Source organism: Paenibacillus germinis, assembly GCF_013141785.1.
Taxonomy (GTDB): domain Bacteria; phylum Bacillota; class Bacilli; order Paenibacillales; family NBRC-103111; genus Paenibacillus_E; species Paenibacillus_E phytorum.
The window spans coordinates 65,114-88,812 of the sequence record NZ_WHOC01000045.1 but is presented as its reverse complement, the minus strand read 5'-3'; the positions used below and the strand labels follow the sequence as shown (position 1 = coordinate 88,812).

25 protein-coding genes are annotated in these 23,699 nt (G+C 45.1%); 17 read left to right on the top strand and 8 right to left on the bottom strand.

Translation table 11 applies throughout. The features are described 5' to 3' along the window. Window positions 1-9 precede the first annotated feature (9 nt). Both GC102_RS08800 and GC102_RS08795 read left to right on the top strand, forming a co-directional pair. The gene (locus tag GC102_RS08800) at window positions 10-426 is read left to right on the top strand and encodes a PaaI family thioesterase (RefSeq protein ID WP_246320809.1); all 417 of its coding nucleotides are present in this window, start codon (window positions 10-12) and stop codon (window positions 424-426) included. Window positions 427-646: 220 nt separating this feature from the next. Further along, window positions 647-2,245 carry a PucR family transcriptional regulator gene (locus GC102_RS08795; RefSeq protein WP_171689158.1) on the top strand — a complete coding sequence of 533 codons (1,599 nt, stop codon included), beginning with the start codon at window positions 647-649 and terminating at the stop codon, window positions 2,243-2,245. Between the two features lie 31 nt (window positions 2,246-2,276). Here the strand turns inward: GC102_RS08795 and GC102_RS08790 are convergent, their stop codons facing one another. After that, on the bottom strand, window positions 2,277-3,146 hold the full coding sequence (locus GC102_RS08790; RefSeq protein WP_171689157.1) for a metallophosphoesterase: 870 nt from the start codon (window positions 3,144-3,146) through the stop codon (window positions 2,277-2,279). A gap of 140 nt (window positions 3,147-3,286) precedes the next feature. Between GC102_RS08790 and ytxJ the strand changes: the two genes are divergently transcribed. The 3 genes from ytxJ (at window position 3,287) to GC102_RS08775 (ending at window position 6,075) form a co-directional block, all read left to right on the top strand. Then, window positions 3,287-3,628 carry a bacillithiol system redox-active protein YtxJ gene (ytxJ, locus tag GC102_RS08785; RefSeq protein ID WP_171689156.1) on the top strand — a complete coding sequence of 114 codons (342 nt, stop codon included), beginning with the start codon at window positions 3,287-3,289 and terminating at the stop codon, window positions 3,626-3,628. Between the two features lie 198 nt (window positions 3,629-3,826). After that, complete coding sequence (locus tag GC102_RS08780) at window positions 3,827-4,708, top strand: DMT family transporter (protein ID WP_171689155.1); 882 nt, start codon at window positions 3,827-3,829, stop codon at window positions 4,706-4,708. A gap of 71 nt (window positions 4,709-4,779) precedes the next feature. Then, window positions 4,780-6,075, top strand: coding sequence for an MFS transporter (locus GC102_RS08775; RefSeq protein WP_171689154.1), 1,296 nt, complete (start codon window positions 4,780-4,782; stop codon window positions 6,073-6,075). A 149-nt stretch (window positions 6,076-6,224) separates the two neighbouring features. Here the strand turns inward: GC102_RS08775 and GC102_RS08770 are convergent, their stop codons facing one another. Next, on the bottom strand, window positions 6,225-7,391 hold the full coding sequence (locus GC102_RS08770) for a M20 family metallopeptidase (RefSeq protein WP_171689153.1): 1,167 nt from the start codon (window positions 7,389-7,391) through the stop codon (window positions 6,225-6,227). Between the two features lie 164 nt (window positions 7,392-7,555). Here GC102_RS08770 and GC102_RS08765 point away from each other — a divergent pair, with 164 nt between their 5' ends. Both GC102_RS08765 and GC102_RS08760 read left to right on the top strand, forming a co-directional pair. Next, window positions 7,556-7,840, top strand: coding sequence for a hypothetical protein (locus GC102_RS08765; RefSeq protein WP_171689152.1), 285 nt, complete (start codon window positions 7,556-7,558; stop codon window positions 7,838-7,840). Between the two features lie 93 nt (window positions 7,841-7,933). Next, window positions 7,934-8,587 (top strand): GDSL-type esterase/lipase family protein, encoded by a 654-nt coding sequence (locus tag GC102_RS08760; protein ID WP_171689151.1) that lies wholly within the window; start codon window positions 7,934-7,936, stop codon window positions 8,585-8,587. Here the strand turns inward: GC102_RS08760 and trhA are convergent, their stop codons facing one another. Next, window positions 8,588-9,220 (bottom strand): PAQR family membrane homeostasis protein TrhA, encoded by a 633-nt coding sequence (gene trhA, locus GC102_RS08755; RefSeq protein ID WP_171689150.1) that lies wholly within the window; start codon window positions 9,218-9,220, stop codon window positions 8,588-8,590. A 59-nt stretch (window positions 9,221-9,279) separates the two neighbouring features. Here trhA and GC102_RS08750 point away from each other — a divergent pair, with 59 nt between their 5' ends. From GC102_RS08750 to GC102_RS08740, 3 genes are all read left to right on the top strand, one after another. After that, the gene (locus GC102_RS08750; protein WP_171689149.1) at window positions 9,280-10,050 is read left to right on the top strand and encodes an SDR family NAD(P)-dependent oxidoreductase; all 771 of its coding nucleotides are present in this window, start codon (window positions 9,280-9,282) and stop codon (window positions 10,048-10,050) included. 216 nt (window positions 10,051-10,266) lie between these two features. Then, window positions 10,267-10,866, top strand: a complete 600-nt coding sequence (locus tag GC102_RS08745) for a DegV family protein (protein ID WP_312883211.1) — start codon at window positions 10,267-10,269, stop codon at window positions 10,864-10,866. 16 nt (window positions 10,867-10,882) lie between these two features. Then, complete coding sequence (locus GC102_RS08740; protein WP_171689148.1) at window positions 10,883-11,725, top strand: DegV family protein; 843 nt, start codon at window positions 10,883-10,885, stop codon at window positions 11,723-11,725. Window positions 11,726-11,829: 104 nt separating this feature from the next. On the opposite strand, the gene GC102_RS08735 is transcribed toward GC102_RS08740, so the two are convergent. Continuing rightward, window positions 11,830-13,992: a HelD family protein gene (locus GC102_RS08735; RefSeq protein WP_171689147.1), complete on the bottom strand. Its 2,163-nt coding sequence runs from the start codon at window positions 13,990-13,992 to the stop codon at window positions 11,830-11,832. 174 nt (window positions 13,993-14,166) lie between these two features. Here GC102_RS08735 and GC102_RS08730 point away from each other — a divergent pair, with 174 nt between their 5' ends. The 4 genes from GC102_RS08730 to GC102_RS08715 all read left to right on the top strand — a co-directional run bounded on the left by GC102_RS08730 (window position 14,167) and on the right by GC102_RS08715 (window position 16,562). Beyond that, a complete protein-coding gene (locus GC102_RS08730; RefSeq protein WP_171689146.1) occupies window positions 14,167-14,646 on the top strand; it encodes a glutathione peroxidase in 480 nt (159 codons plus the stop codon). Between the two features lie 259 nt (window positions 14,647-14,905). Beyond that, complete coding sequence (locus tag GC102_RS08725) at window positions 14,906-15,271, top strand: His/Gly/Thr/Pro-type tRNA ligase C-terminal domain-containing protein (protein ID WP_171689145.1); 366 nt, start codon at window positions 14,906-14,908, stop codon at window positions 15,269-15,271. 19 nt (window positions 15,272-15,290) lie between these two features. After that, window positions 15,291-15,980, top strand: a complete 690-nt coding sequence (locus GC102_RS08720; RefSeq protein WP_171689144.1) for a PIG-L deacetylase family protein — start codon at window positions 15,291-15,293, stop codon at window positions 15,978-15,980. A 45-nt stretch (window positions 15,981-16,025) separates the two neighbouring features. Further along, on the top strand, window positions 16,026-16,562 hold the full coding sequence (locus tag GC102_RS08715; protein WP_171689143.1) for an MOSC domain-containing protein: 537 nt from the start codon (window positions 16,026-16,028) through the stop codon (window positions 16,560-16,562). Between the two features lie 447 nt (window positions 16,563-17,009). On the opposite strand, the gene GC102_RS08710 is transcribed toward GC102_RS08715, so the two are convergent. Continuing rightward, window positions 17,010-18,719 carry a vWA domain-containing protein gene (locus GC102_RS08710; RefSeq protein ID WP_171689142.1) on the bottom strand — a complete coding sequence of 570 codons (1,710 nt, stop codon included), beginning with the start codon at window positions 18,717-18,719 and terminating at the stop codon, window positions 17,010-17,012. A 12-nt stretch (window positions 18,720-18,731) separates the two neighbouring features. Further along, a complete protein-coding gene (locus GC102_RS08705; RefSeq protein ID WP_312883202.1) occupies window positions 18,732-20,033 on the bottom strand; it encodes an AAA family ATPase in 1,302 nt (433 codons plus the stop codon). A gap of 163 nt (window positions 20,034-20,196) precedes the next feature. On the opposite strand from GC102_RS08705, the gene GC102_RS08700 reads away from it, so the two are divergent. After that, entirely contained in the window at window positions 20,197-20,523 is a 327-nt protein-coding gene (locus GC102_RS08700; RefSeq protein WP_171689141.1) for a DUF1904 family protein, read from the top strand. 41 nt (window positions 20,524-20,564) lie between these two features. Further along, on the top strand, window positions 20,565-21,062 hold the full coding sequence (locus GC102_RS08695) for a metallophosphoesterase family protein (protein ID WP_171689140.1): 498 nt from the start codon (window positions 20,565-20,567) through the stop codon (window positions 21,060-21,062). Between the two features lie 24 nt (window positions 21,063-21,086). Here GC102_RS08695 and GC102_RS08690 read toward each other — a convergent pair whose 3' ends face one another. Both GC102_RS08690 and GC102_RS08685 read right to left on the bottom strand, forming a co-directional pair. Beyond that, window positions 21,087-21,362 (bottom strand): MoaD/ThiS family protein, encoded by a 276-nt coding sequence (locus tag GC102_RS08690; protein ID WP_171689139.1) that lies wholly within the window; start codon window positions 21,360-21,362, stop codon window positions 21,087-21,089. Window position 21,363: 1 nt separating this feature from the next. Further along, window positions 21,364-22,464 carry a WD40/YVTN/BNR-like repeat-containing protein gene (locus GC102_RS08685; protein ID WP_171689138.1) on the bottom strand — a complete coding sequence of 367 codons (1,101 nt, stop codon included), beginning with the start codon at window positions 22,462-22,464 and terminating at the stop codon, window positions 21,364-21,366. A 158-nt stretch (window positions 22,465-22,622) separates the two neighbouring features. Between GC102_RS08685 and GC102_RS08680 the strand changes: the two genes are divergently transcribed. After that, window positions 22,623-23,678 (top strand): YheC/YheD family endospore coat-associated protein, encoded by a 1,056-nt coding sequence (locus tag GC102_RS08680; RefSeq protein WP_171689137.1) that lies wholly within the window; start codon window positions 22,623-22,625, stop codon window positions 23,676-23,678. The last annotated feature ends 21 nt before the right edge of the window (window positions 23,679-23,699 follow it).

Here is a 23,699-nt window from a genome sequence, read left to right as displayed (position 1 = left end):
GGGAATCCTATGGATGATGCTAACGAACGAATGAATAAGAGACTGCAGCAATTAGCAGCATCAGCGGAGACTACGTTTTGGGGCTTTCTAGGCTGTGAATTTGTGAGTATGCAGGACAACATCATCACGATTGCTTTGGAAGCAAAAACGCATCACTTGAATCCGCTAGGGATCGTGCATGGCGGTGTACTATCTTCCTTACTGGACAATGCGATGGGGATTGTTGTGATGATGGCCAGACCTGAGGATAAGGTTGTTACGACGAATTTAAATGTTCATTTCGTAGCTCCGCTTTATGAGGGCCGCTTGTTGGTGACGGCCGAGCTTGTTCATCAATCCCGTAAAATGATAACTACGCAAGGACGTGTTGTTGACCGTGAAGGTAATCTAGGTACGATGGGAACGGGAACGTTTCGAGTGATTTGAGGGTTGATTCATTAAATTGGGGGGCATGTGCTAAGCATGTCTCTCTTTGTTGTGAGTGTTAGATTCAGTTTTTCATGTCATATAATCTTACATAAAATTGGTAAAAATCATAAAAAATTCATAAAATTCATTTCGATGTCATATAAGTTAACATTAATTCATTGACTGAAATGGCAAGATCATCCTATAATCATTTAAAAGGCACTAAGGGGGAAGCACAATGCATCTTACCATTCGTGAGGCATTATCCATATATCCTTTAACGGAAGCGAAGCTAGTAGCAGGCAAGCAAGGTGATTCCCGCATCGTCAAATCAGTCAATGTGATGGACGCTCCTGATATTGCGGATTGGACGAAATCAGGTGAGATGCTCTTCACCACTGCTTTCGCGATGAAGGATAGTCCGCAAGAAACGGTTAATTTACTTCGTAAATTAAATGATCGTGGAGCTGCTGGGTTAGGGATCAAGCTGGGGCGTTTCTGGTCGGAGCTGCCGCAGATTGTTGCAGATGAAGCAGATCGGTTGCATTTTCCGATTATCGAGATGCCCTTTCAATTTACGTTCTCTGATCAAATGAATGCACTGTTTAACGCAGAATACCGCCGCAATACGCAGCTGCTGCAATCTGTTCTTGAGAAACAGAAGAAGCTGATGCAATTCGGGTTGAAACAGGATAATATGCTTTCCATGTTCCAATTAATAAGTGATATTCTTGGTTATCCTATGGCGGTAGTGGGGGCTAGAGGACAAATTTTATATAACACAAGCACATGGAGTCCCGATCAACTATCCCAGAATTGGCCGTGGAAACGGAAATCGGGATGGGTATACGCAGGTAAAGAACGCGCTTATCGTGTAGGGCTGCATCAGCAAGACGATGAACCTCTTGGACATTTGTTGATTATACCGGATGCGGTTCTGCTCGCAAACGTGGAGGAAGGCCTATTCCAGCAAGCTGCAGATATCCTGACCTTCCATATGTGTTATACATTCCGATCGCATGTTGAAGCATCCGCTCAGCGCGATTTACAAAACAATCTCTTGCGCTACTTAGAAAAAGGAACATCTCTAGAGGAGTTCCTTGAACAAGCGGAAGCTAGAGGTTTATCGATCTTTACCGGAGCTTATCAATGTGTGATTAGCAAAAATAAGCCGGAAAACCTGGTGGAGGAGCAGCCCCAAGGAAAGCTCAAAAACCTAAAGCAATATATGGAATCACATCCCAAATCAAGCAGTTTGACCGGGCACCATTTTGTGTTCAAGGATATGATGTTCTCGGTCTATTCAACGAATCAAGTAGACGGTTTTCCAGAGGAAGAGCTGTCACAGCTTCTGACCAAATATGCAGGCGATTCAGGATGTATCGAAGAAGCCGGGGAAATTGCTTTCTTTACAAGCTCTATGAAATTAAAGCCAACAGCATTAAGGGAAGCCTATATGGAATGTTTGGAGACGCAGCGTATGGCGTCCAAGCTTGGACTGCCGGATCGTGTGCTTCATTATGAAACCATCGAATTCGCGCATCTCTTTCAGAACGTGTCTTCCACTATGATGGAAGATTACTGTGCCAAAATTCTACGCCCTTTACTCGAAAAAGATGCCGAGTACTCGCAAGAAATGATTCGCACTTTAGAGGTGTTCATTCGTAATGATGGTCAAGTAAGCGAGGCGGCAAAGCAATTATTTATTCACAGGAATACCGTTACGTACCGCTTGGAGAAGATTAGCGATCTCCTACAGGTTGATTTCAAAAAAGTAAACGATCTATTAAAATTGAAGGCCGTCTTCTTGTTCCGCCAATTTTTACACGTTAGATAGTAAATATAAAACCCTGAGACGCTTTAGGCGCTCAGGGTTTTCGCTTTTCTAATGTAATTACGGTAATCTCCGGCCTGCACATCAGGCGAAAGGGGAGCGTTGTTGTTCCAATACCGCGATTGGTGTAAACAAGCATTTTCGAATTAGGCACTTCACTAAGCCCTATGACATAATTTCTACCGCGCGGTGGTGTGATGACAGCTCCAACTCCTGGTAATCGTATCTGACCGCCATGTGTGTGGCCGGATAACTGCAAATCGATGGCGTGTTCAGTTGCCTTATCCGCGAAATCAGGACAATGAGATAGCAGCAACGTAAATATTTGGGCATTGGCCCCGCGCATGGTTTTCACGATATCCGGTTTACCCGTCAGCATATCCTCGACGCCCGCTATTTGTATAGTTTGTCCTTTATAGGTGATCGTCTGAAAAGCATTAACGAGAGATTGGAAGCCTCCGTTATGCAGGATCGGGAGCGTGTAGTTGTACCCAATCCACTTATCATGGTTGCCAAGTACTGCCCATTTTCCCAAAGGTGCTTCTAGGCTGCCCAGTAATTGACTGGTTAAATCTGGATCTTCACTAATATCTGCGTCAAATAAATCGCCGGTAAAACAAAGTATGTCCGCTTTTTCTTTCTGAATGAGCTTCATGACACGTTCTAAATCCTGAAGGTCAAAGTGATGACCAATATGGATATCGCTGAAATGTAAGAGTTTAATACCATGGAAGGCATTGGGGAGTCGCTCAAAAGGGAGAGTTATTCTCGTAATCTCGACCCATTTGGGTTCCAAGAAACTAGCATAACTGCCAAGTAAACCTCCGGAAGCGATGAAAGAGCCTGCAAGCACAGTACCTTTCTTGAGAAAAGAGCGTCTTGAGATCGGGGGTGGTGATTGCATACGTTCCTCCTGTTCTTCCTTAGGAATATTTACAATTTTATTATACCAGTAAGATAGAGGGGGTTGCGAGTTGTGTGATTTGCATATGATTGTAGCTTACTTTATAATCATTATTAACTAGATAGGAAGGAGATGTTCATATGTCAGCATGGAAAGAATTAACTACAGTTGAAGAGTGGCAGGAAGTACTGAATCGCTCCTCCGAGAAACCCACTGTCATTCTTAAGCACAGCACAACATGTCCGGTAAGTGCAAGCGCACTCGATGAATATGAGGAATATCTGTCCGGTAAACCAAATGCGGATGTGGATTATTTCTTAGTGAAAGTTATCGAATCACGTCCGGTATCGAATCAAATTGCAGAGGACTTAGGAATCAAACATGCGTCCCCGCAAATCCTTTATTTTAAAGATAAAGAATCCATCTGGAATACATCTCACTGGTCCGTTACAAACAAACATATCACAGCTGTTTTAGATTAATCCTATAACCTAACGCAAATAGAAACCCTTGGTTACTGCCTATATTCATTTAGGTGACCTAAGGGTTTTTATACGTTTTATTTGTTGTATATATTTTACAAATAATTGAACAAAGTTTAAAAAGATTGGCAAGCCGTTCTTCCTCCTATATACTTATTTGGCAACTGTAAGATATAACATCTCAAGGAGTTTCACATCATGAATGCTATGAATAAGACCAAAATACCTATCTCCATATTTCTGTTGATCGGCATTATTGCCATTTCATTCTCAGCGATTTTTGTTCGGTGGTCAGATGCGCCAGCAGCTGTCATCGCGATGTACCGTCTTCTCATGACGAATGCCTTAATGCTGCCTTTTCTGTGGAATTATAGGAAAGAGATTGCTAGAATTCGACTAAGAGATTGGCTGAGAACAGCCATATCCGGTATATCACTTGGTTTGCATTTCTTATTTTGGATGGATTCCCTTCATTTTACGACAGTAGCGAGTTCGACGGCTATTCTAACGTTAGAGCCCATTTTTGTGCTGCTCGGAGCGTTTCTTCTTTATGGACATCGGACTAGTCGAGCGGCTTTGATTGCTATGTGCATTGCAATTGTGGGTGCTATTTGTATCGGATGGGGAGATTTTCAATTTTCCGGTAAAGCGCTTAAAGGGGATTTGTTATCTTTGGTCGGAACGATTGCTGTAGCCTTACATATGCTCTTAGGCAAAAGCTTGAGAGAACATATATCAGCTTTTGTTTATAGTTTTTTCGTGTTTTTGTTTGCAGGGCTGGTACTTGCTATCACCAATGTGTTCACAGGTGTGTCGTTTACAGCTTACCCAACGAAAGAGTGGGGGATATTCTTGCTTTTGGCGATTGTTCCTACGGTATTTGGTCATTATGTATTTAATTGGCTGCTTAAATATATGAAGGCTTCTTCCGTGTCAATGACCGTCTTAGGGGAACCGCTCGGTTCCACTTTATTAGCGTACTTCTTGCTTGGGGAAACGATCACAACGATTCAATTGTTAGCCGGTTGTTTGCTGTTAGTTGGCGTGGGCATGTTTTTGCGCAGTAATGAAAAGAAGTAATTTTTTTTGCTATTTATTGAACAAAGGTTAAATAAAACATTGTCAAAAGCATGCTTACGCGGAGGTATATCGTGAGATTTCGTGATTTTCATCGTAATGTCAAACTAAGAATCGGGCTTTCCTTCTTATCCGGAACCGCCAATAATATGGTGCTTCCCTTCATGTCGATTTATTTTTCTGGAAAATTAGGAGATACCAGTGCTGGTCTAGTCGTAATTCTTGGTATTCTTGCTGGTGTCATCGCGGGGATAATAGGCGGCTACTATGCAGATCGAATTGGGCGCAAAAAGCTGATGCTCACTGCAGAATTAGGTTGGATGCTCTGTTTCGTTGGAATGGCGCTGGCCAATTCGTCTTGGCTTGAATCTCCGGGGATGACCTTTGTTCTGATGATATTTGTTAGTATGTTCTGGGGAATTCATGGTCCTGCTAATGAAGCCATGCTGCTCGATGTAACAGCTCCGGATGTACGGAAATTTATGTATGCCATCATGTACTGGATGAACAATTTATCTTTTGCAATTGCAGGACTTGCGGGCGCTTTCTTATTCAAATCTTACTTGTTCGAACTGTTCATTGGCTTGTCCGTCATTGGCTTGGTCACTCTGATCGTGACTTATTTCTTTATTGACGAAGTGTATCAACCACAAGCCGCTAGTGAGAGTAAAGGTAGCCGAAAAGGAAGTCCGTCGATGTGGGCCAATTATCGGATGGTTCTGCGTGATAAAACCTTCCTGATTTTTACACTAGCTTCTCTGCTGCTTGTATCTGTTGAGTTTCATCTTGGTAATTACGTGGGTGTAAGGCTGGTAAAAGAGATGGTGAATATGCCATTCTTCCCATGGAATGAACAATCTTGGCGTATTGACGGATTGAAAATGTTAGGCTTTATCCGTACCGAAAATACGGTGCTTGTCGTTGTACTTTCCGTCCTCATGGGCGTTATGATGCGAAGGTTCTCAGATAGCAAAGTACTGTTCATCGGGTACGCTTGTTACATATTGGGGTACAGCTATCTGGCTTATAGCAATCAACCTGGGCTGCTGCTAGTCTCGATGTTCATCGCAACGGTTGGAGAGCTCATGTATGTACCGATTAAACAAGCCTATCTGGGCAATATTGCCCCTGATCATGCAAGAAGCTCTTATATGGCATTATTCGGAATGGTGTATAAAGGGGCCATGCTTTTAGGAGGTTTCGGTGTCATGCTTGGCGGATTGATCCCCTCGTGGATGATGGCATCTCTTATCGCGCTTAGCGGCTTCGTTGGCATGATCATGTTCTATGCGATTCTAGCTCAATTAGAAGAGCGTAAAGTGAAGGCGGAGGTTAGCTACCAGGCTTCTTCTGCAAGCGTTTCGGCGTAAAGGCATGCATACTACTGAATGAAGAATTCATTCACGTAACCCTCAGATTAGCATGTAAAACGAAGTATCAAATAATCTGCAAATGAAACAGCCGCATTAACAGAGCAGGAGTTCTGTTTCATGCGGCTGGTCTTTCGTATGGGGAAGAGTTATTTCTTCGCTGCAGCAAACTCCGCTTTGATTCTACTTAACAGCTCTGGGCTGGCGAGTACTTCATATGCCGTGAAAGCCAGCAGCTTTGCCGCGAAAATCATGGCATTAAGAGCGGGTTCCTGTAGTGCGAGATCACGGAACTCCTTGGTATGGAGCATATGTCTCTCGTCTACAACTTTGACGAAAGGGTGAATCGTCGGGCATTGGGTAGACACGTTGCCTAGGTCGAGGGAACCGTGATCCTTGCCAACTTCGATTTCTTTCGGATCAATTCCCATCGCTAATAACTGATCAGTGAAGACGGCTGATAGTGTCTCATTGGTTCGAAGTTCGTCATACGAATACTCATAAAAGGAAGTTTTCAACGTGCAGCCGGTTTGCAGGGCAGCGCCCTCAGCGCAGTGAAGTACTTTCTGGACGAGCTCATTCGTATACGTGCGGGATGCTGAACGGACATAGAACTGAGCGACAGCATAGTCCGGAATAATATTTGGAGCTTTGCCGCCCTCGCTAATAATACCGTGAATACGCGCATCTGACTTGGTTTGTTGGCGCAGTGCATTTATGGAATTGAACAGTTGAAGAACAGCATCAAGTGCGTTGACGCCTTCATAAGGTTGAGCAGCTGCATGAGCGGAACGACCAAAGAATTCATACTGGATAGCGTCCATAGCTAGCGATTCGCCTGACTTCTCATATGTATAGTACGGGTGAGCCATCAGAGCAATATCCACATCTTTGAAAAGTCCAGCCGCGGCCATGGGGACTTTGGCGCCCTTGGTTTCCTCTGCAGGCGTTCCATATACACGGATACTGCCGCCTGTTTCATCGATGACCGACTTAAGACCTATGGCTGCACCAATGCTCATCATGCAGATGAGATGGTGACCGCAAGCGTGACCCAGGTCGGGCAATGCGTCATATTCAGCTAAGAAGGCCACGATAGGACCGGCTTTGCCAGAATCATAGGTAGCTATAAAAGAGGTTGCAATATCTAATACACCGCGTTCAACGTGGAAGCCATGATAAACCAATTCCTCAGTTAAACGATCGGAAGCTTGAAATTCTTCATGCCCAAGTTCCGGGTTTGCCCCAATAAAGCTGGATATGGCTATGAATCTGTCCGCATGGTTATCAATGGTTTGCGTAATGGTTGTTTTCATAATGGAAGGCTCCTTTGTTGAATGGTTCTTAGCTCCATTGTAGTATAAAGGAAGGCGAACTACCACTTTACAGCTCACTGGGTTACAATTAATGAACAAAAAGAGATAATAAACGCAATCTTACCAAACAAGTTTTTTTGCGAAATATTTAGGGGGACTCTCACATGATGAAATATGGAGCCGAACACGAAGAACACCGATTTACATTATCTTTCACGGAATCAGAGGTAAGAGGGCAATGGCGCGACATTTTCTTAGGGATACATAAAGAGGTTGGCGAGGAGTTTCCGGAGGATTTAATCGATCCATCTATACTCGTCATCTGTAATCTGGATGGAGAAATTGTTCAAATTGTCCTTCACGACGAGGGCTGTGATTGTGAGTTCCAATTTACATTTTCGGAAAAGGCACAAATCGAAAATTATGTTAAGCAGCATGTAAACATATAAAAAAACGACGAAAGAACTGGTGAGAGTGTCCCTTCCCAAACTGGGCGCTGGCGCATATAGTATTATACGTCAGGCTTTAGGGAGAGGATAGCAATGGAAAAGACGATCAATTATTTGGCATTTGGAGATTCACTAACGGTTGGTTTTGGAGCTCCGGAAGGTCACGGATTCGTATCTATCTATCGGCAAAAGTTGGAGCAATTGCTGAAGGTTCCTATTCACTTAAAGCCTGCAGGCAAGAATGGTGCTACAACTAGTCAATTACTTCAAACAATTGAGTTAGATCCACAGATCCAAAGGGATATAAGAGAAGCGAATCTCATCACGATCACAGCTGGCGGCAATGACTTAATCCAGGCGGCAATTCCTTTCTTTTATCAGGGGGATCCTGCTTACTTAAAATCTGCGCTTCAAATGTATGAATCCAACTATAAGAAATTGATCGGAGAAATTGAGGCGCTGCGGAAAGGGGTTGAAGAGCCTTTCTTAATCGTTTTAGTCGGACTCTACAATCCTCTGCCGCAGGTGCCGGATGCCGCATATTGGGTGCAGCGCTTTAATTTATTTCTTCGCAAATTAGAACAGCCGCATATTCTTGTGGTTCAAGTGTATGATGCTTTCGTAGGTCAAGATAGCCGTTATTTATCAGAAGACGCCATTCATCCAAACGAAATTGGTTATGAAGAACTGGCGCGTCAAGTGGAGAAAGCGGTTTCTCTCCAACACCTCCAGCAATTGATCCAATAATTAAGCTGGTATGACATACCAGAATATTGAGAAGAAATGACAGGCGCTACCAGCAAGCACGAAAACATGCCATATGGCATGGTGATAAGGGATGCGCCGCCATACATAAAAGATGGAACCAAACGTATAGAACAGTCCGCCTACGACGAGCCACACGATACCGCCAAATGGCAGGCTTAAGTACAGTGGTTTAAAGGCGAAAACAATCAGCCAACCCATGAGTATATAACAAAGGGTTGAAACCAAGATGAATCGTTTTACGTAGAAAACTTTCAAGACGATCCCGGCAAGCGCTAAGCCCCAAATCACACCCAAGAAGGTCCAGCCCAAAGGTCCTCGCAATGTGACGAGTAAATAAGGTGTATAGCTGCCTGCAATTAACAAATAAATGGCGGAATGATCGAGAAGCTCAAACACATCCTTCAAACGCGGATGGCTCACACTGTGAAGCAGCGTGGAACAGGTATAAAGTATGACTAATGCTACACCAAAAATGCTGAAGCTGACAATGTGCCAAACAGTACCATGTAAGGAAGCCTGCACGATGAGCAGGACAAGCGCTGCGATGCTTAACAACACGCCTACGCCGTGGCTAATGGCGTTGGCCTTCTCTTCCCGAACGGAATAGTCCATAGATAACCCTTCTTTCACTCATAAATATCCTACTACCTTATAGATTGGACGATGAAAAGATGTTTTTACCTTCATTTCAATTAATTAATAAAGTTGCCTTAGTTACAGGAGCAGGAAGAGGCATTGGCAGAGCGCTAGCAATAGGCCTTGCTGAGGCGGGGGCTGACGTAGCTCTTTTCGCTCGTACAGCTAGTGATATAGAGGAAGTAGCTCATGAAATTCGTGCCTTGGGACGAAAGGCATACCCGTTTACGGTTGATGTCACGAATAGAGAACAGATCGAGGAAGCTGTCCAACAAATCATTGAACAGACGGGTCGACTGGATATTCTAGTGAACAATGCGGGCATGAATATTCGCAGTCAAGCGCTGGCTGTTACGGATGAGGAATGGGACACGATCATGCAGACGAATCTTAAATCTGCTTTCTTGTGCTCTCAAATCGCAGGTCGTCACATGCAGCAAAAAGAATATGGAAGAATTATCAATATCGCTTCTGTTGCAGGACAGGTTGCCCTTCGAACAGGTGTTGTATACGCAGCTACCAAAGCTGCGATGATCCAAATGACGAAGGTGTTAGCACTTGAATGGGGCAAATATGGGATCAATGTGAATAGTATTGGACCATGGTATTTCAAAACGCCTTTGACAGAGAAAATCCTTGTTAATCCAGATTACCTAGCCGAAATTATTGCGCGTACACCATTAGGGCGCGTGGGTGAACTTGAAGAGTTGGTAGGGCCAGCTGTATTTTTCGCTTCGGATGCGGCGAATTATGTGACAGGTCAGACCCTGTTCGTTGATGGTGGGATGACCATTTACGGCTTCTAATTGGCGCTGTTTAATTTTGTAGGATTGAGCTTTCCGACTAGTTCAATTATACTTTACACAATCTTAATAGAGTTGTTGCGGGTTCATGGCATTACGATAAAACCTGATAGACTCTATGAATTAGTTAACGAAACCGGCAAGCTGCCCAAGACCGCTGCTCCATCGCCAATTGATTTCGAACAAGCGTTTGAACCCATTATTCAAAGCTGAGAAGACATTGTCTTTATTGGGCTATCCTCTGTGCTCTCATCTACGATTCAAAATGCGACCATTGCCGCAGCGAGTTTTCCAGAAGGTAGGGTAACGGTCATTGATTCTAGAAATTTATCAACAGGAATAGGTTTACTAGTTTTAAAAGCTGCGCAAGCGGCAATAGATGGTCGGAGCAGCGCTGAAATAAAATCATTGATTGAACCTTTAATCACCCGAATGGAAGTTGAATTCATCATCGACACATTGGAATATTTGCACAAAGGCGGCAGATGTTCAAGTGTTCAGCATTTTATAAGGAGTCTGTTGAAAATTAGACCGATCGTTAAAGTCATTGACGGGGCTATGATATCGACGGATAAGGTAAGAGGTAAACGGGAAAAAGCACTCCATCAGCTTCTGGATAATGCTTTAGCGCAAAAGAATGATATGGACACGGAATTCCTGTTTATCACTCACTCCTCGGCAGCAGAAGAAGCCGCTTACATCAAAGAACTAATTGAACAACAAACGAATGTGAAACAAGTTTATATAACTGAAACGGGCTGCGTTGTTGCCAGCCATTGCGGACCGCATACAGTAGGTATTGTTTTCGCCAAAAAATAAGAAATGAGTGGACACCATGACGACAATCAAGATTATCACAGATAGCAGTTGCGACCTTCCCGAAATGATCGTAAATGAGTTAGGGATTGCGATTGTTCCATTATCCGTACATTTTGGAGAGGAATGCATGCCACCTGACATGGAGCTAGCTGATTTTTATGCGAGAATGAAAAAAGAGAGCGTCCTGCCGAAGACGTCAAGTCCGGCTCCGCAGCTATTCCTCGCTGAGTATCATAAGGCCCAAGTGGATCAAGATATTCTTGTGATTAGTCTTTCATCTGCTCTTAGCAGTACCTACCATCATGCAGTCATGGCTAAAGAGATGCTGTTCGAAGAAGGTTATGCTGGTCGTATCGAGGTCATTGATTCGAAAACAACTTCACTTGGACTTGGTGTTCTCGTCTATAAGGCAGCCAAAATGGCGGAAGAGAATGTTCCGTTTGAACAAATTGTAGAAGTGATAGGACAATCCGTAACGACTTCAGGTACTTTTTTCTTTCTAGACACGTTAGAAAATGTAATAAAAGGTGGCAGGCTCGACCGAGTGCGGGGAGCTGTTGCATCTGTTTTGAATATTAAGCTTCTGATGAAAGCCAGTGAAGAAGGTGCCGTAGAAGTGATAGAGAAAATCCGCGGCACCCAGCAAGCTTTGAAACGATTAATCACCAAAATAGGGGAGACTCACCACGATTTCGATAAAGATGTGATTGCCATCGCACATAGTAATTGTGAGGAAAGAGCGCGTGAAGTCTTGAACCAACTACTTGAGAAATATCCGTTCCGCAAAGTGCTGTTCTCTAACATGGGCACGGTTATTGGTACCTACGCTGGTGAAGGCGGCGTGTTGATCGCTTACTAAAAAAGTGAGGCGAGACGTGACAAAAGACACCTATTTACTCGATCCTTATGATCGGTGAATAGGTGTCTTTATGCATGTTGTACAACGTACAATATTGCTTAAAACTATCCAGGGTAATGGGTTTCCACAATCTCTGTATCTTCCGTTGATACCAGAGGAGACAGCTCGCCTGGAGCCATTAGCCATAATTCATGAAGGGCGCGTGTACAGCCTACATACAGCAGTTTGGCATCCATAAAAGTGGCTTCGTAATGCCCGGCAGTAACATCCATGAGTAGAACGGCATCAAATTCAAGTCCCTTGGTCAAAAAGACGGGAAGGACCGAGATGCCACCGCGGTATACCCGCTGCTTGGAAGTTATAAGATTCGTTTCGATACCAGCATCCGTCAACGCATCATGCAGCTCCTGTGCTTGCTTCTCCGTACGGGCAACAACAGCGATTGTACTCGAGCTCCCTTGTTTCAAGGTTGCGATGGCACGCTGCAGCAGAGGCAATCGACCTTTGATATCCGTCTGTAAGACACGGACTTTGTTTCCGCTGCGGAACACAGGAACAGCTAGAAGGGGATTCTCAACGCCTCGTTTCAAGACCTGATTGGCAAACAAGATGATTTCCATGGTGGAACGATAACTACGTTCAAGTTCGAAATAACCAGTTTCTTCTACCTCAAACAAGCTGGAAAATTCCTTCCAATCCGTAATGCCTTGATAAGCGTGGATTCCTTGTGATAAATCACCAAGTATTGTAAACGAGCTATTTCGTGTGTAAGAATCAAGGACTGCCACTTGGAAAGGTGAAAAGTCCTGCGCCTCATCGATTACGACATGGTCGAATAACCGATCAGAAGGTATGCCGAAAAGGCGTGTATGAATATAAAGGAGTGGAGCGAGATCCTCGAGCTGCACTTCTTTTTTCTTGAAAAGCTTCAGCGAAGCAGCGACAATTGGTTCTGGTATTTGGTTCAGTAGGTCAACGGGCAAGCTGTCCGGACGACCTTTGTCTGTGAAGAGCATTTTGTAGAAGCTGAATGCCGAGTGATCGGGCCATCCCGTCAGATATGTGCGCAGGCGCTGAGAAGCTTTCTTTTTCAGCTCTTTCTTCCGACTTTGCTCCCAAATCTTGTCGAGCTGAATTTCCATCCAACGTTTGATCCGAGCAATGACACGCTCGCGCCTTTTGATAAGCGGATAATGCTTGTTCTCTACGAAAAACCATTCGCGAATGGATGCAATTGGAAGCTTGACACCCTCCCACGGGATGAAATCCGAATTAGGTACATAAGACTCCTCGAACCTTGTGAGACAGTGATCTAGGTATTGTTTAAAAGCAATGGACCCTTTAAATCGTCCTGGAGCTTGATCATCGACCGGCGGTCTTTTGCTGCCAAGCGAGAACCAGGTTTGAAGAACAAGTGCTTGATCCGCTAGCTTTACTTCTTGGTCGAGCACATCAATTGCCCAATCCGTGAATGTGCTTTGCTGGATATTTCCGACTCCAAGTTCAGGCAGTACGCCGGATATGTAGTCGAGGAACATGGAGTTGGGTGCAAAAATGATCATCCGTTCTGCACGAACCTGTTCGCGGTATTGATAGAGTAAGAATGCAAGTCGATGCAGGGCGACAGTTGTTTTACCGCTTCCTGCGACCCCTTGAATAATCAGTGCTGTATTCTTAGCTGCGCGGATAATGCGGTCTTGCTCAGCTTGGATTGTAGATACAATGTCGCGCAGCTTATTGTCTTTATTTTCGCCAAGTCTGTAGAGTAAGAACTCATCGCCGACGGCAAGAGAGTCTTCATTGCGGTCATAGGTATCAACGACTCGCTGGAGAATTTGTTTACGAACAACAAGGTTGCGCTTGAGATAAACGAGGCCATCGATAAGGCCGTCTGGTGAATCGTAAGAAGCAGCGTCCAGTCCGCCGGTGAATGAATAGAAAAGGCTAGCTACTGGTGCCCGCCAGTCAATGACAAGTAATTGGCCTGTTCGCTCGTCCTCGACGCCTGATTTACCAATATAAAGGGGAAGAGCGGAAGCCGATCCAGTCTCTTGGAAGTCAAGGCGGCCGAAATACGGTTCATCGACGGCTTTAGCTAAATTGTGTCGGCCATTCTCGCGTGCTGCCTCCAACGCTTGCTCCGTTAAATCCGGACCGTAATAAACAGGAGTCGACCTAAGCCGCTCAAGCTGTTTGTCAATTTCCGCATTCGTTTGTTCAAGTTGTTGCAATTCTTCTTGATAGGCACTTTGAGTCTTTGTGTCCAAGATCAGTTACCTCCTAAGATCAGATGTTGTCTATTTTATGAAATAAACAGGTAAACAATATATCACACCTGTCAGTATATGGGAAGCTAAACTGTCAAGCTTGTGATTTGGGCTCACTGGGAAAGAATGTTATAATGGATAGGAACTTATTATAATTTGAAGGAGTGCGGAGCTATGTCCATCTATAATATTGAGGTTCAAACGATCTCAGGCGAAACGAAGTCACTTTCCGAATATAAAGGAAAAGTGCTGCTTATTGTAAATACAGCAAGTGCATGTGGGCTTACACCGCATTATAAAGGGCTCCAAAGCTTATATGAGCAGTATCAGGATAAAGGATTGGTTGTTCTGGGATTCCCTTGTAATCAGTTTGGCGGTCAAGAACCAGGCACGAATGAAGAAATCCAAAACTTCTGCGAACTTAACTACAAAGTGACATTCCCGTTATTTGATAAAATCGATGTGAAGGGTGAAAATGCTCATCCGTTATATACTTACTTATTAAGCCATACACCTGAACCGTATCGTACAGGAGAAATCGAATGGAATTTCGTGAAATTCCTAGTTGATGCCAGCGGTATTGTTGTTAAACAGTACAGCGCTAGTACGGATCCTGCGACTATCGCTCCGGATATTGAAACAATTTTAGCATAGGATAAATAAAAAAGCTGTTGCATCTACGACAGAGGCTCGCTATAATCATAATAATCATGAAGTTGAAGGAGACGAATCATATGAAAAATACAGCTTGGTTCGTACAAATTCATTATTTTTATAGGCGTTAGCACACACCTGTACATATCAGGGTGGGCTAACGCATTTCGCGTTGGCCTCCCTGCGAGATAGCAATTCGCGCAGGACCATAGGTCCGGCGCGTTTTTTTATCTCGTTAAGAAAGGGAAGGGTGGATGGTATGCGAAACGCGGAAGGCTCAAATGTAGGATGGGAATCAGAAAGTTCGAATGAAAAGCAGTTAGAAGAACAAGCTATGGTAATCCTTCTTGACCCTAAAGCTTCTGAAGCTGCATGTCGAATGACAAATGAGTTGAAACTAGCTGGTATAGGTATAAAGATGGTTGATGAGAATTTGGATGTGGATATGCAGCTAACTACTGCGACAAAGCTTGGAATTCGCTTTATCATCTGTGTAGGCTTAGCAGACAGCTCGACTGACGAAGTGAAGTTAATGGATATGCTAGATCTGCATGAGAAAGTGATGCCGATGGATCAAGCCATTTATTGCATCGAAAAGATTTATCCGCCAGCAGCTTTTACATAATGAAGAGTGGAGTGAAGAGATGAAGAACCAATATGGATTTATATATGCACATCCGGATGATGAGACGTTTCTTAGTGCGTGCATTATTCGAAAGCTTGCCGATCAAGGGGAAAATCCTGTTTTGTTGTTGGCAACACGAGGTGATGCGGGTAGACAAGGGTTAGAGCGGGCAACCAATAGATCAGAACTCGCTAAACTGCGAGAGAAAGAGATGGATGAAGCCGCCAAAGTACTGGGCTTATCTCACGTGGAGCACCTGGGTTGGCCAGATGGTGAGCTCGCAGAGATTGATTTCGATGCACTAGTTGCAGGTGTTAACACTTTTATTCAGCGGCATGAGGTTGAGGTACTATTCACATTTCCTGAGGATGGGGGCAATGGTCACCCCGATCATATCACCATCTCCAAGGCGACAACGGCGGCAGTATTGAGCGGGAAGTGTCCGAGTGTACGTAAGTTATATTATGCAGCAGCGGCTTCATTACGAGCTAAAGGACACAAGCCTTCGATAGAACTAGATACAGAGGCTGATTGGCCGATAAAGGCAGCAGCCTTGCGGGCTCATGCAACTCAACATGTGGCTATTGCCAAATATTTCGGTGACCTTGATGTTTTTCCGGAAGATCGTCGATGGGAAGCTTTTGTGCTAGGCTGGCAGGATGGTACGATGTGGCCAGAGCAGGACCTGACGAACGTACTGGAAGAATAAGGTCGTAAAGTGGTATAATATGGGACAAGGCTGGTGAATGACTTCATGGCAATTATGGCTAAAATTGAAGCTGTACTTATCGCGGATGACGCTTCAACGTTTGTAACGAGAGAAATCGACGGCGTTGAATTAAGTTTTGGGGGCATTGAAGGCGACCGTCACTTCGGGTTATTCGCCAAGGCGGACTCGCGGCAGCCCATGTACAAGAGAGGCCAAGAGATTATGAATCGTCGCCAACTTAGCATTGTATCCGTTGAGGAACTGCAAGGCATTGCGCAGCGACTGGGTGTGGAAACAATTAAACCTGAGTGGTTGGGTGCAAATATTGTAGTGAGCGGCGTTCCTGAATTAACCAAGCTTCCTATGGGAATCCGAATGATCCTTCCAAGTGGCGGCGGAATTGTGTGTGAAGGTGAGAACGAGCCCTGTGCAGGTCCTGGTAAGCAGATTGCCAATTACTACGGAGACAGAAGCCTAACGCAACAATTTATCAAACATGCTGGGCAAAGCAGAGGGATTGTTGCTTACGTGGAACGTCCAGGCGAAATAAAACCAGGTGACTTGGTCGAGATTCAAATTTAATTATATTTATTTTTTTAAGGTACCCCCAGAAGTGTGCGCCTCTTCTCGAAATCTATATTAGAGAGCTTTATCATAGAGAATTGGATCAGGAAGGTGTGGAGAAATGTCACTTTGCAACTGTGAAACATGCGGACAAGTTTATATTTCGAAATTTGAAAAGCATTGTAAATTTTGCTCCCAGCTTCAATTGAAAGAGTCGCACAAAGTGAAGGATTTCGTTAGGGCCCATCCGCGTGCCACACTTATTGAGGTTTACCACCAAACGGGTGTATCTTTAAAAACGATAAAAGAACTTATGAGAGCTTGAATACATAGAAAATGAAAAACCATGATGATCTTAGATAAGATCATCATGGTTTTTTATGTGGGATTATATGGCTGTGCCTAAGTAAAAGCCTTCAATTCCCAAGTGGGATTGAAGGCTTTTACGCTATTTTGAAGCTTTCACTATCGCTTAGCAAACACATTCAGCAGAAGCTCATCCTTCACAGGATCTTGAACATCCCAGGCTGTAGCGAATCTAACTTGGTGAGAAACGCCGACAATTTCGTACTTCTGAACGAGATGTTGGCGCGCGGAGCCAATAATGAGCGAATGCAGCCGCAGCTGCTTCTTCTGACCAAGAGCGCCAAGCTTCTGCAGCGTTGCTTTGGAGATTTGGCCGACACCATCGGTGACCATCACGAAGTCGGCATCGTGAAACTGCCGCTCGTGCTGTACGATGTCCATGCCTCTGCTCAGCGGTGCGTCGAAGTTCGTGCCGCCACCGAATGCGAGCTGAGCCAGACCATAGAAGCGGTCCCAATCCGGCCGCTTATAAGACAGCACATGCTCGATGAGCTCGCCCTTCGCCCCGAACAGAAGCAGGACGAAGTCCCGCCGCTCGAGGAGGGAGAAGGAGGCGAAGGTCGCCGTAAACAGCTGCGCAAGCCGCAGCTTACTGCCCCGCATAGAGTGGGAGGTATCGAGCATGCAGATAACAGGACCTTTCTGCGGCTCTTCAACAGAGCCGGTGTAGTTGTAGGTCATGAGCTTATTTTCCATCCATTTGACGAGAAAATAAGGCTCAAAATCTTCATCAGCAAGCAGGCTGGCTTCGCTCGGAAGCAAATGAGCGATGTCGCCAGACTGGCGTAAATCATCGTAGGCTTCCGGGACGTAAGGCGAGCGCAGCTTCTTACGCTGCACCCGAAGGTGATGGATGTTCCGTCCCACCTCCTGAAGGAAAGACACCAGATCCTTGCTGCGCTTCAGTTTCTCAATCCACTGCACGTAGTGCTCGAACGTCTGCCGCCGCAATTTCCCCAGCTCGCTGCCCCAGCGCCGGTTCGCGAGCCTTTGACTTGCTTGCACGAGCTCGTGCACATTGAAGCTGTCCGCCTCTTCGAGGGACAGCGTCTCTTTCAAAGCCTGTCCGAGCCAGTCGCCGAGCTCGGCCTCAATCTCCTTCATGGCCGCGAGGTCGCGTGCGCTCATGCGGTCCAGCTGCCGCTCGCGGCGCTCGAGTTCCTCTTCCGCCTTGCGCAGCTTCGCCTTCAGCTTATCGCGCTTCATGAACTCTGTGCGCATCTCGCTTTGCAGCTCTGTAATGCGCTGCTTCAGCGCGCGTATCTCCTCCGCGATGAGCGGACGCGAATCGACGGCTTTCTGCTTGTCTTCGACGGCGCGCTTCCCTTGCTGCAGCGTGTAGCCAACGAGCCTCAGCTTCTCGATTTGCTTCTCGGTGAGTCGCTCACTGACGCTCTTCTCCTCTTGTCCGCTCATCTGCTGCTTCTTCTCGAAGCCGAAGCCGCTCATTTTCTGTTCCTTTTGTCTTCGTTTGACTTCTTTCTCATAGGACTCGGTAAGCCACATCAGCGCCTTAAGCGCTGTTTTGAATGAGGCATTCACTTGTCCGATTGTACGTGGGTGAATGGACACATAAAAGTACTGTTTGCGCAGTGTTAAGACCATCCAGCGGTGGAAGGGGGTTTCCTCTACGGTGCCGTCCACTTCAGGCTTCGTTAAATAGAAGCACATGAAAAAATCAGCAAAAAGTTCAAGCGTAAACCAAGGGGCCTGCCTCACGGCCTCGCGCATCCATTCTTGTGCGACACGCGATGAGTGTACGTAGCCCTCGAACACATATCTGTCAACCCGAGTGCAGCGTATGATCATATAGGTAACCTCTTATAACGTATAGTCATATATGATTCCCGGGATTTCCCGGTCAAACAGTGTGCGATATAAGCCTTGGATGGATTGTAAAATACGCTCTCCCTGAATACGCAGGTGCGTAAATTTAACGGCATACTGCTCAGGGTGCTGCAGAAAGATAGATTGGGAAGCAATCCATTCCGGCAGTTTCTTTTCTTTCTCCTGCCAGGAGACAAGTCTGCCGCGTAGGCTTCTGGCTGTTTCTTCCAGCTCCGTTCGGCATTCTTCCAAAGTCGCTTTCAATCGCTCGGCTGCATCCTTGTTTAAAGCGCCGCCGATTTCTTTTTTGAATTGGAAGGCATGTAATTCATCTTCTTTTTCCAACCATTTCTTAACCGTCAAGTTATATTGAAGCAGCGGGAGTTCTTGTTCCATTTCTCGTTTGAGCATGTCCTGGAATAAGGTGTCGAAGATGGCTTTGAGCTCTACCAAATCTTCTGGGAAATCCCACAGCATATGCGGGGTTAGTACGGTATCCCACACATTGACAGCGCTGCGCCCATGGATAGCTGCTGAAATCTTCCACGAATGGCCAATCTTGTGGTAGCGTCGATCCGAAAGTACATATTCTTTCTCTTCAAGAGCTGTCTTCAATTGAAATAGCATGTATACCAGCGCATCTGGCAATTGAACCTCGGACGCTTGTGATTTTAATTGTTTCACTAAATCCGTTGATAAAAGAGTAGGTAAAGGTGTGTTTGGTGCCTGAAACATGAGTTCAAAGCTGGATATTTGCTTGACATATTCGACTTCAAATCGGTACAGGAAACGGTCGTACAGTGCTGCTAATTGTTCGTTATCTTCGGGTAATTCATTGGATGCTGCCATTAAAAATAGAAGGGGAGACTGCTGCTTCTGCCGTCCATTGAAGAAGACACGTTCGTTCAAGACAGAAAGAAGCGCATTAAGTATGGCGCTGTTCGCTTTGAATATTTCATCGAGGAAAGCGAAGCGAGCGCTTGGTAAGTAGCCGTCTGTGAGCCTTACATACTCATCATTTTTAAGCTTTTGTAAGGAGACAGGCCCGAATAATTCGTCTGGTGTTGTGAATCGGGTCAATAAATAATCATAATAAGGCTCGTTACCGAATAGTTCGGCAGCGGCACGTGCTAATTGAGATTTGGCTGAACCGGGAGGTCCAACCAATAAGACATGTTCGCCGCTCATGATAGCGAGCAGTAAGACACGAATGAGCTCTTCCCGTTCCATGAACCGTTTTTCGAGATGACCCATAGCTTCTCTTAATTTGTTCTGTATGACGATGGGTTCTTTCACATTGTTGTCCCCCTTGGCGTAATCAAAGCTCGTATGATTATATTGTATCAAACTGCCCGGTAAACATCGAATATGCTACAATAAGACCTGTAGTGTCTATAATACTTTAAACTCTGCGCCTGCAGCTAACAGTCTTCTAAGAAAATACAAAGGAGCGTTACCTATGCCCCAAATGATCGTTAGAGGAATTAGTGTTCCTCAAATTCAATCCATTAGTACGGCGTTAATTGAAGAACTAGCTCAAGTATGCTCGTGCGGAACGGACAATTTTATGCTGGAATGTCTCCCTACAGTCTCTATATTTGAAGGAAAGCAAGTCAATACATACCCTTTTATTGAAGTAGGTTGGTTCGAGAGAGGGCAAGAAACACGAGACGAGTATGCTAGCGTGCTGACCAAACATGTTCTTTCGCTAGGCATTCCTGAGGTGGAGATCGCTTTTCGGGTATACCGGGAGGACAGCTACTATTGGAACGGGAAGTTAATTTGAGCAATTTCATAGCTAACAGATTTTACGAAGGAGTGGTCCATATGCGGATTGGTGTGATTTCGGATACTCATTTATCACCTCGGGTTCAAAAATTACCTGATGCGTTAATTGCAGGTTTACAAGGTGTAGATCTTATTATTCATGCCGGAGATTGGGTGAGTGAGCACGTTGTTGAATTGGTTGAGCGAATCGCACCCTGTGAATCTGTAGCCGGTAACAATGACGGATCTGACATCATTGAACGATTCGGCTTGAGGAAAATACTGACACTCGGCGACTACCGAATTGGTCTTATACATGGAGACGGCTTTCGCAAAACGACAGAGGAAAGAGCCCGAGAAGCGTTTCAGGCCGAGCGGCCGGATATCGTCATCTTCGGACATTCCCATGTTCCATACCAGCAAAAGATTAACGGAATTCTCATGTTTAACCCAGGCTCGCCTACGGATAAAAGAAGGCAGCCGCAATATTCCTACGGCATCATCGAGCTCGGTGATAGCATTCATGCGAAGCATTTCTATTATGACAGTAAAGCTTAACCTTTGACTTGGCCAAGTCCTGCTTTACCCGCCGGAGACAGCCTGGAAAACGATAAGCTGATCACCTTGCTGCAGCGTTATATTTAAGTCATCAAGCCATGCGATATTCGTATCATTGTAATAGAGCAGGACATGCTTTCGGACTTGTCCGGTTTCGGTCCAAAGATGAACGCGCAGCAGGGGATAGCTTGATATAAGTTGATTTAGAGCTTCCTGTAACGTAAGCGCATCCAATTGAAATTTGACGTTTCCCCCTGTGCAATCACGCAGCAAGGAGGGGACGCTGACGGTAATAAGCATGCTAGTCCTCCAAAATCATTGGCTTCACAGTTAGGATTCGTGATAATTGTCCTGGCAGGCGTTCCCAGCTTTCTCCACGATCCAATGAGCAGTAAATTTCACCTGAGGTTGTTCCAAAATAAAGTCCATAAGGCTCAAGAGCATCCACAGCCATTGCATCTCTCAGTACGCTGACATGTCGTTCTTCTTCTGGGAGAACATCCCCAATAGGCTTCCAGGTATTTTCACCGCGTGCCATTCTGTAAACAATTAACTTGCCGTCACGCATAGAGCGTTGTTCGCTGCTTTCCAGCGGGATAAGAAATAAATCACCTGTTGGTGAAATGCTAATCGGGAAACCAAACGGGGCATCGCCGTCACGTAGTGTAAGGCCATCCTCGATAGGATGCCAGCTGTCAGCGCCGTCGATGGATTTGAACACCCCACTATGCTCCTGCATATAGAGAACATCGGAGTTTTCCGGGTCGAGCACCATCTTGTGCACACAGTATCCGACACGCTCATCAGGTTGACCTGTTGGTATTCGGTTCAGTCCGTTGTTACAGGGCTTCCAGCTAATCCCTCCATCAAGTGTACGGAAGACACCGACAGCGGATATTCCGATCCACATGCGCTGCGAATTCCTTGGATCGATGAGAATGGTATGCAAGCACATACCGCCGGCTCCTGGAAACCACTCCGGACGTGTGGGGTGCTTCGTTAAACCATCTAACTCTTGCCATGTCTGACCGCTATCACGGCTAACGAATAACCCCGCTTCTTCCACACCCGCAAAGAGAGTTTCGGGCTGAGACGCAAGACCAGGCACCAACTGCCAAATACGGTTTAGTGAAAAACTGCTCTCCTCAGAGTACCTTGGACTAGCCGCAATCTGTTCCCACGTTTCACCGCCATTGCTGGACACACGTATGGTCGCTCCATAAGCGGCATGAGAAGTCCCGGCATACAATTTACTTGCTGATCGTGTATCTCCAAGAACACTATAAGCTTCCCATCCTGGTAAAAAAGGTCCTTGCATGGACCAGTTCCGTCTTTCAGTCGTTGAGGAATAAATGAAAATGCCTTTATTGGTGCCGACGAGCAGTTGAACGCGCTTTGACATAAGTGCCCTCCTATAATCATACTCCTTGGATAAGTTCGACATATGGCAAATAATTCCTTCTCTTATAATGTGTCATTTTCCTTAGGTGTTCACCGTGTTTGCTAGAGTAAGAGGGACATACATTATCATAGTTCTATTATTCGAATGGCGGTGATTCGATGCGTACTACGGTAGGTGTCCTATTGGACTTGGAAACTTATTTGGGTATAGCAAAAGGAAGAACAGGAAATGAACGCTTAGCCCTGTATAACAAAGCAGGAAAGATGCATGGATTAAGGCCTTTTTATATGTGTTTACAGCGTGTAAACGGTAAATCTGCTTTGGGTTATTACTATGAAAATAATGCGTATAGGCTTGTTAGACGTTCTATTCCTCGTGTGACACATAACCGAGCCATTAGCTTATCTCCCTATTTAAGAAAAAAGTTAAAAGAGCTTTCCCAATCGAGCATCGTTTTCAATAGGCAAAATCGTTACGACAAACATCGCATACATCAACTCTTATACGCCAATCATTCGTTGCGTAAGTATCTTCCTGATTCTATTAAATATTCGCGGGAAAAATTAGAGGAGTCCATGAAGAAGTACTCCTCGCTGTTCATCAAGCCAACAAACAGCAGTATAGGTGACGGGATTATTAAAATATCCAGGCAGGAGAGTGGGGGTTGGAATCTGTATTGGATGAAAGGGAAACCAAAGCTTGTATCCAAGAAGCAGGTAATTTCTTTCATTGCGAAGAAAGTGGGTAAACAAACCTATATGATTCAGGAAGCAATCCAGTTAGCAACTTATAAGGAAAGGCCTTATGATCTACGTGTATCGGTGCAGCGTGGAGGTAGTGGGCAATGGCAAGTTACCGGTATGATTGGGAAAGTCGCAGCTTCAGGCCGCCATGTGACTAATGTGGCAAAGGGAGGGAAAGTTAAACGGTGCGAGCAGCTGTTTGAGTCCAGTAGTTTTAATTCCGCCCAAATGAAGCAAGAGTTACAGCAAGTATCTCTGGCAATTGCCCAACAGATTGGCGTTAAATTGCCTCATATGGCTGACATCGGATTAGATGTTGGCGTTGATCGGGATGGCCGTATCAAATTGATCGAAGTAAACGGCAGAGACCAACGCTATACCTTTAAAAAAGCAGGCTTAGAAACGACTTTTTATCGTACTTATGAAACACCAATGCGATATGCAAAGTTTCTCTTGAATCAATCAACTTAATTGCATGATTAATTTGCCCCA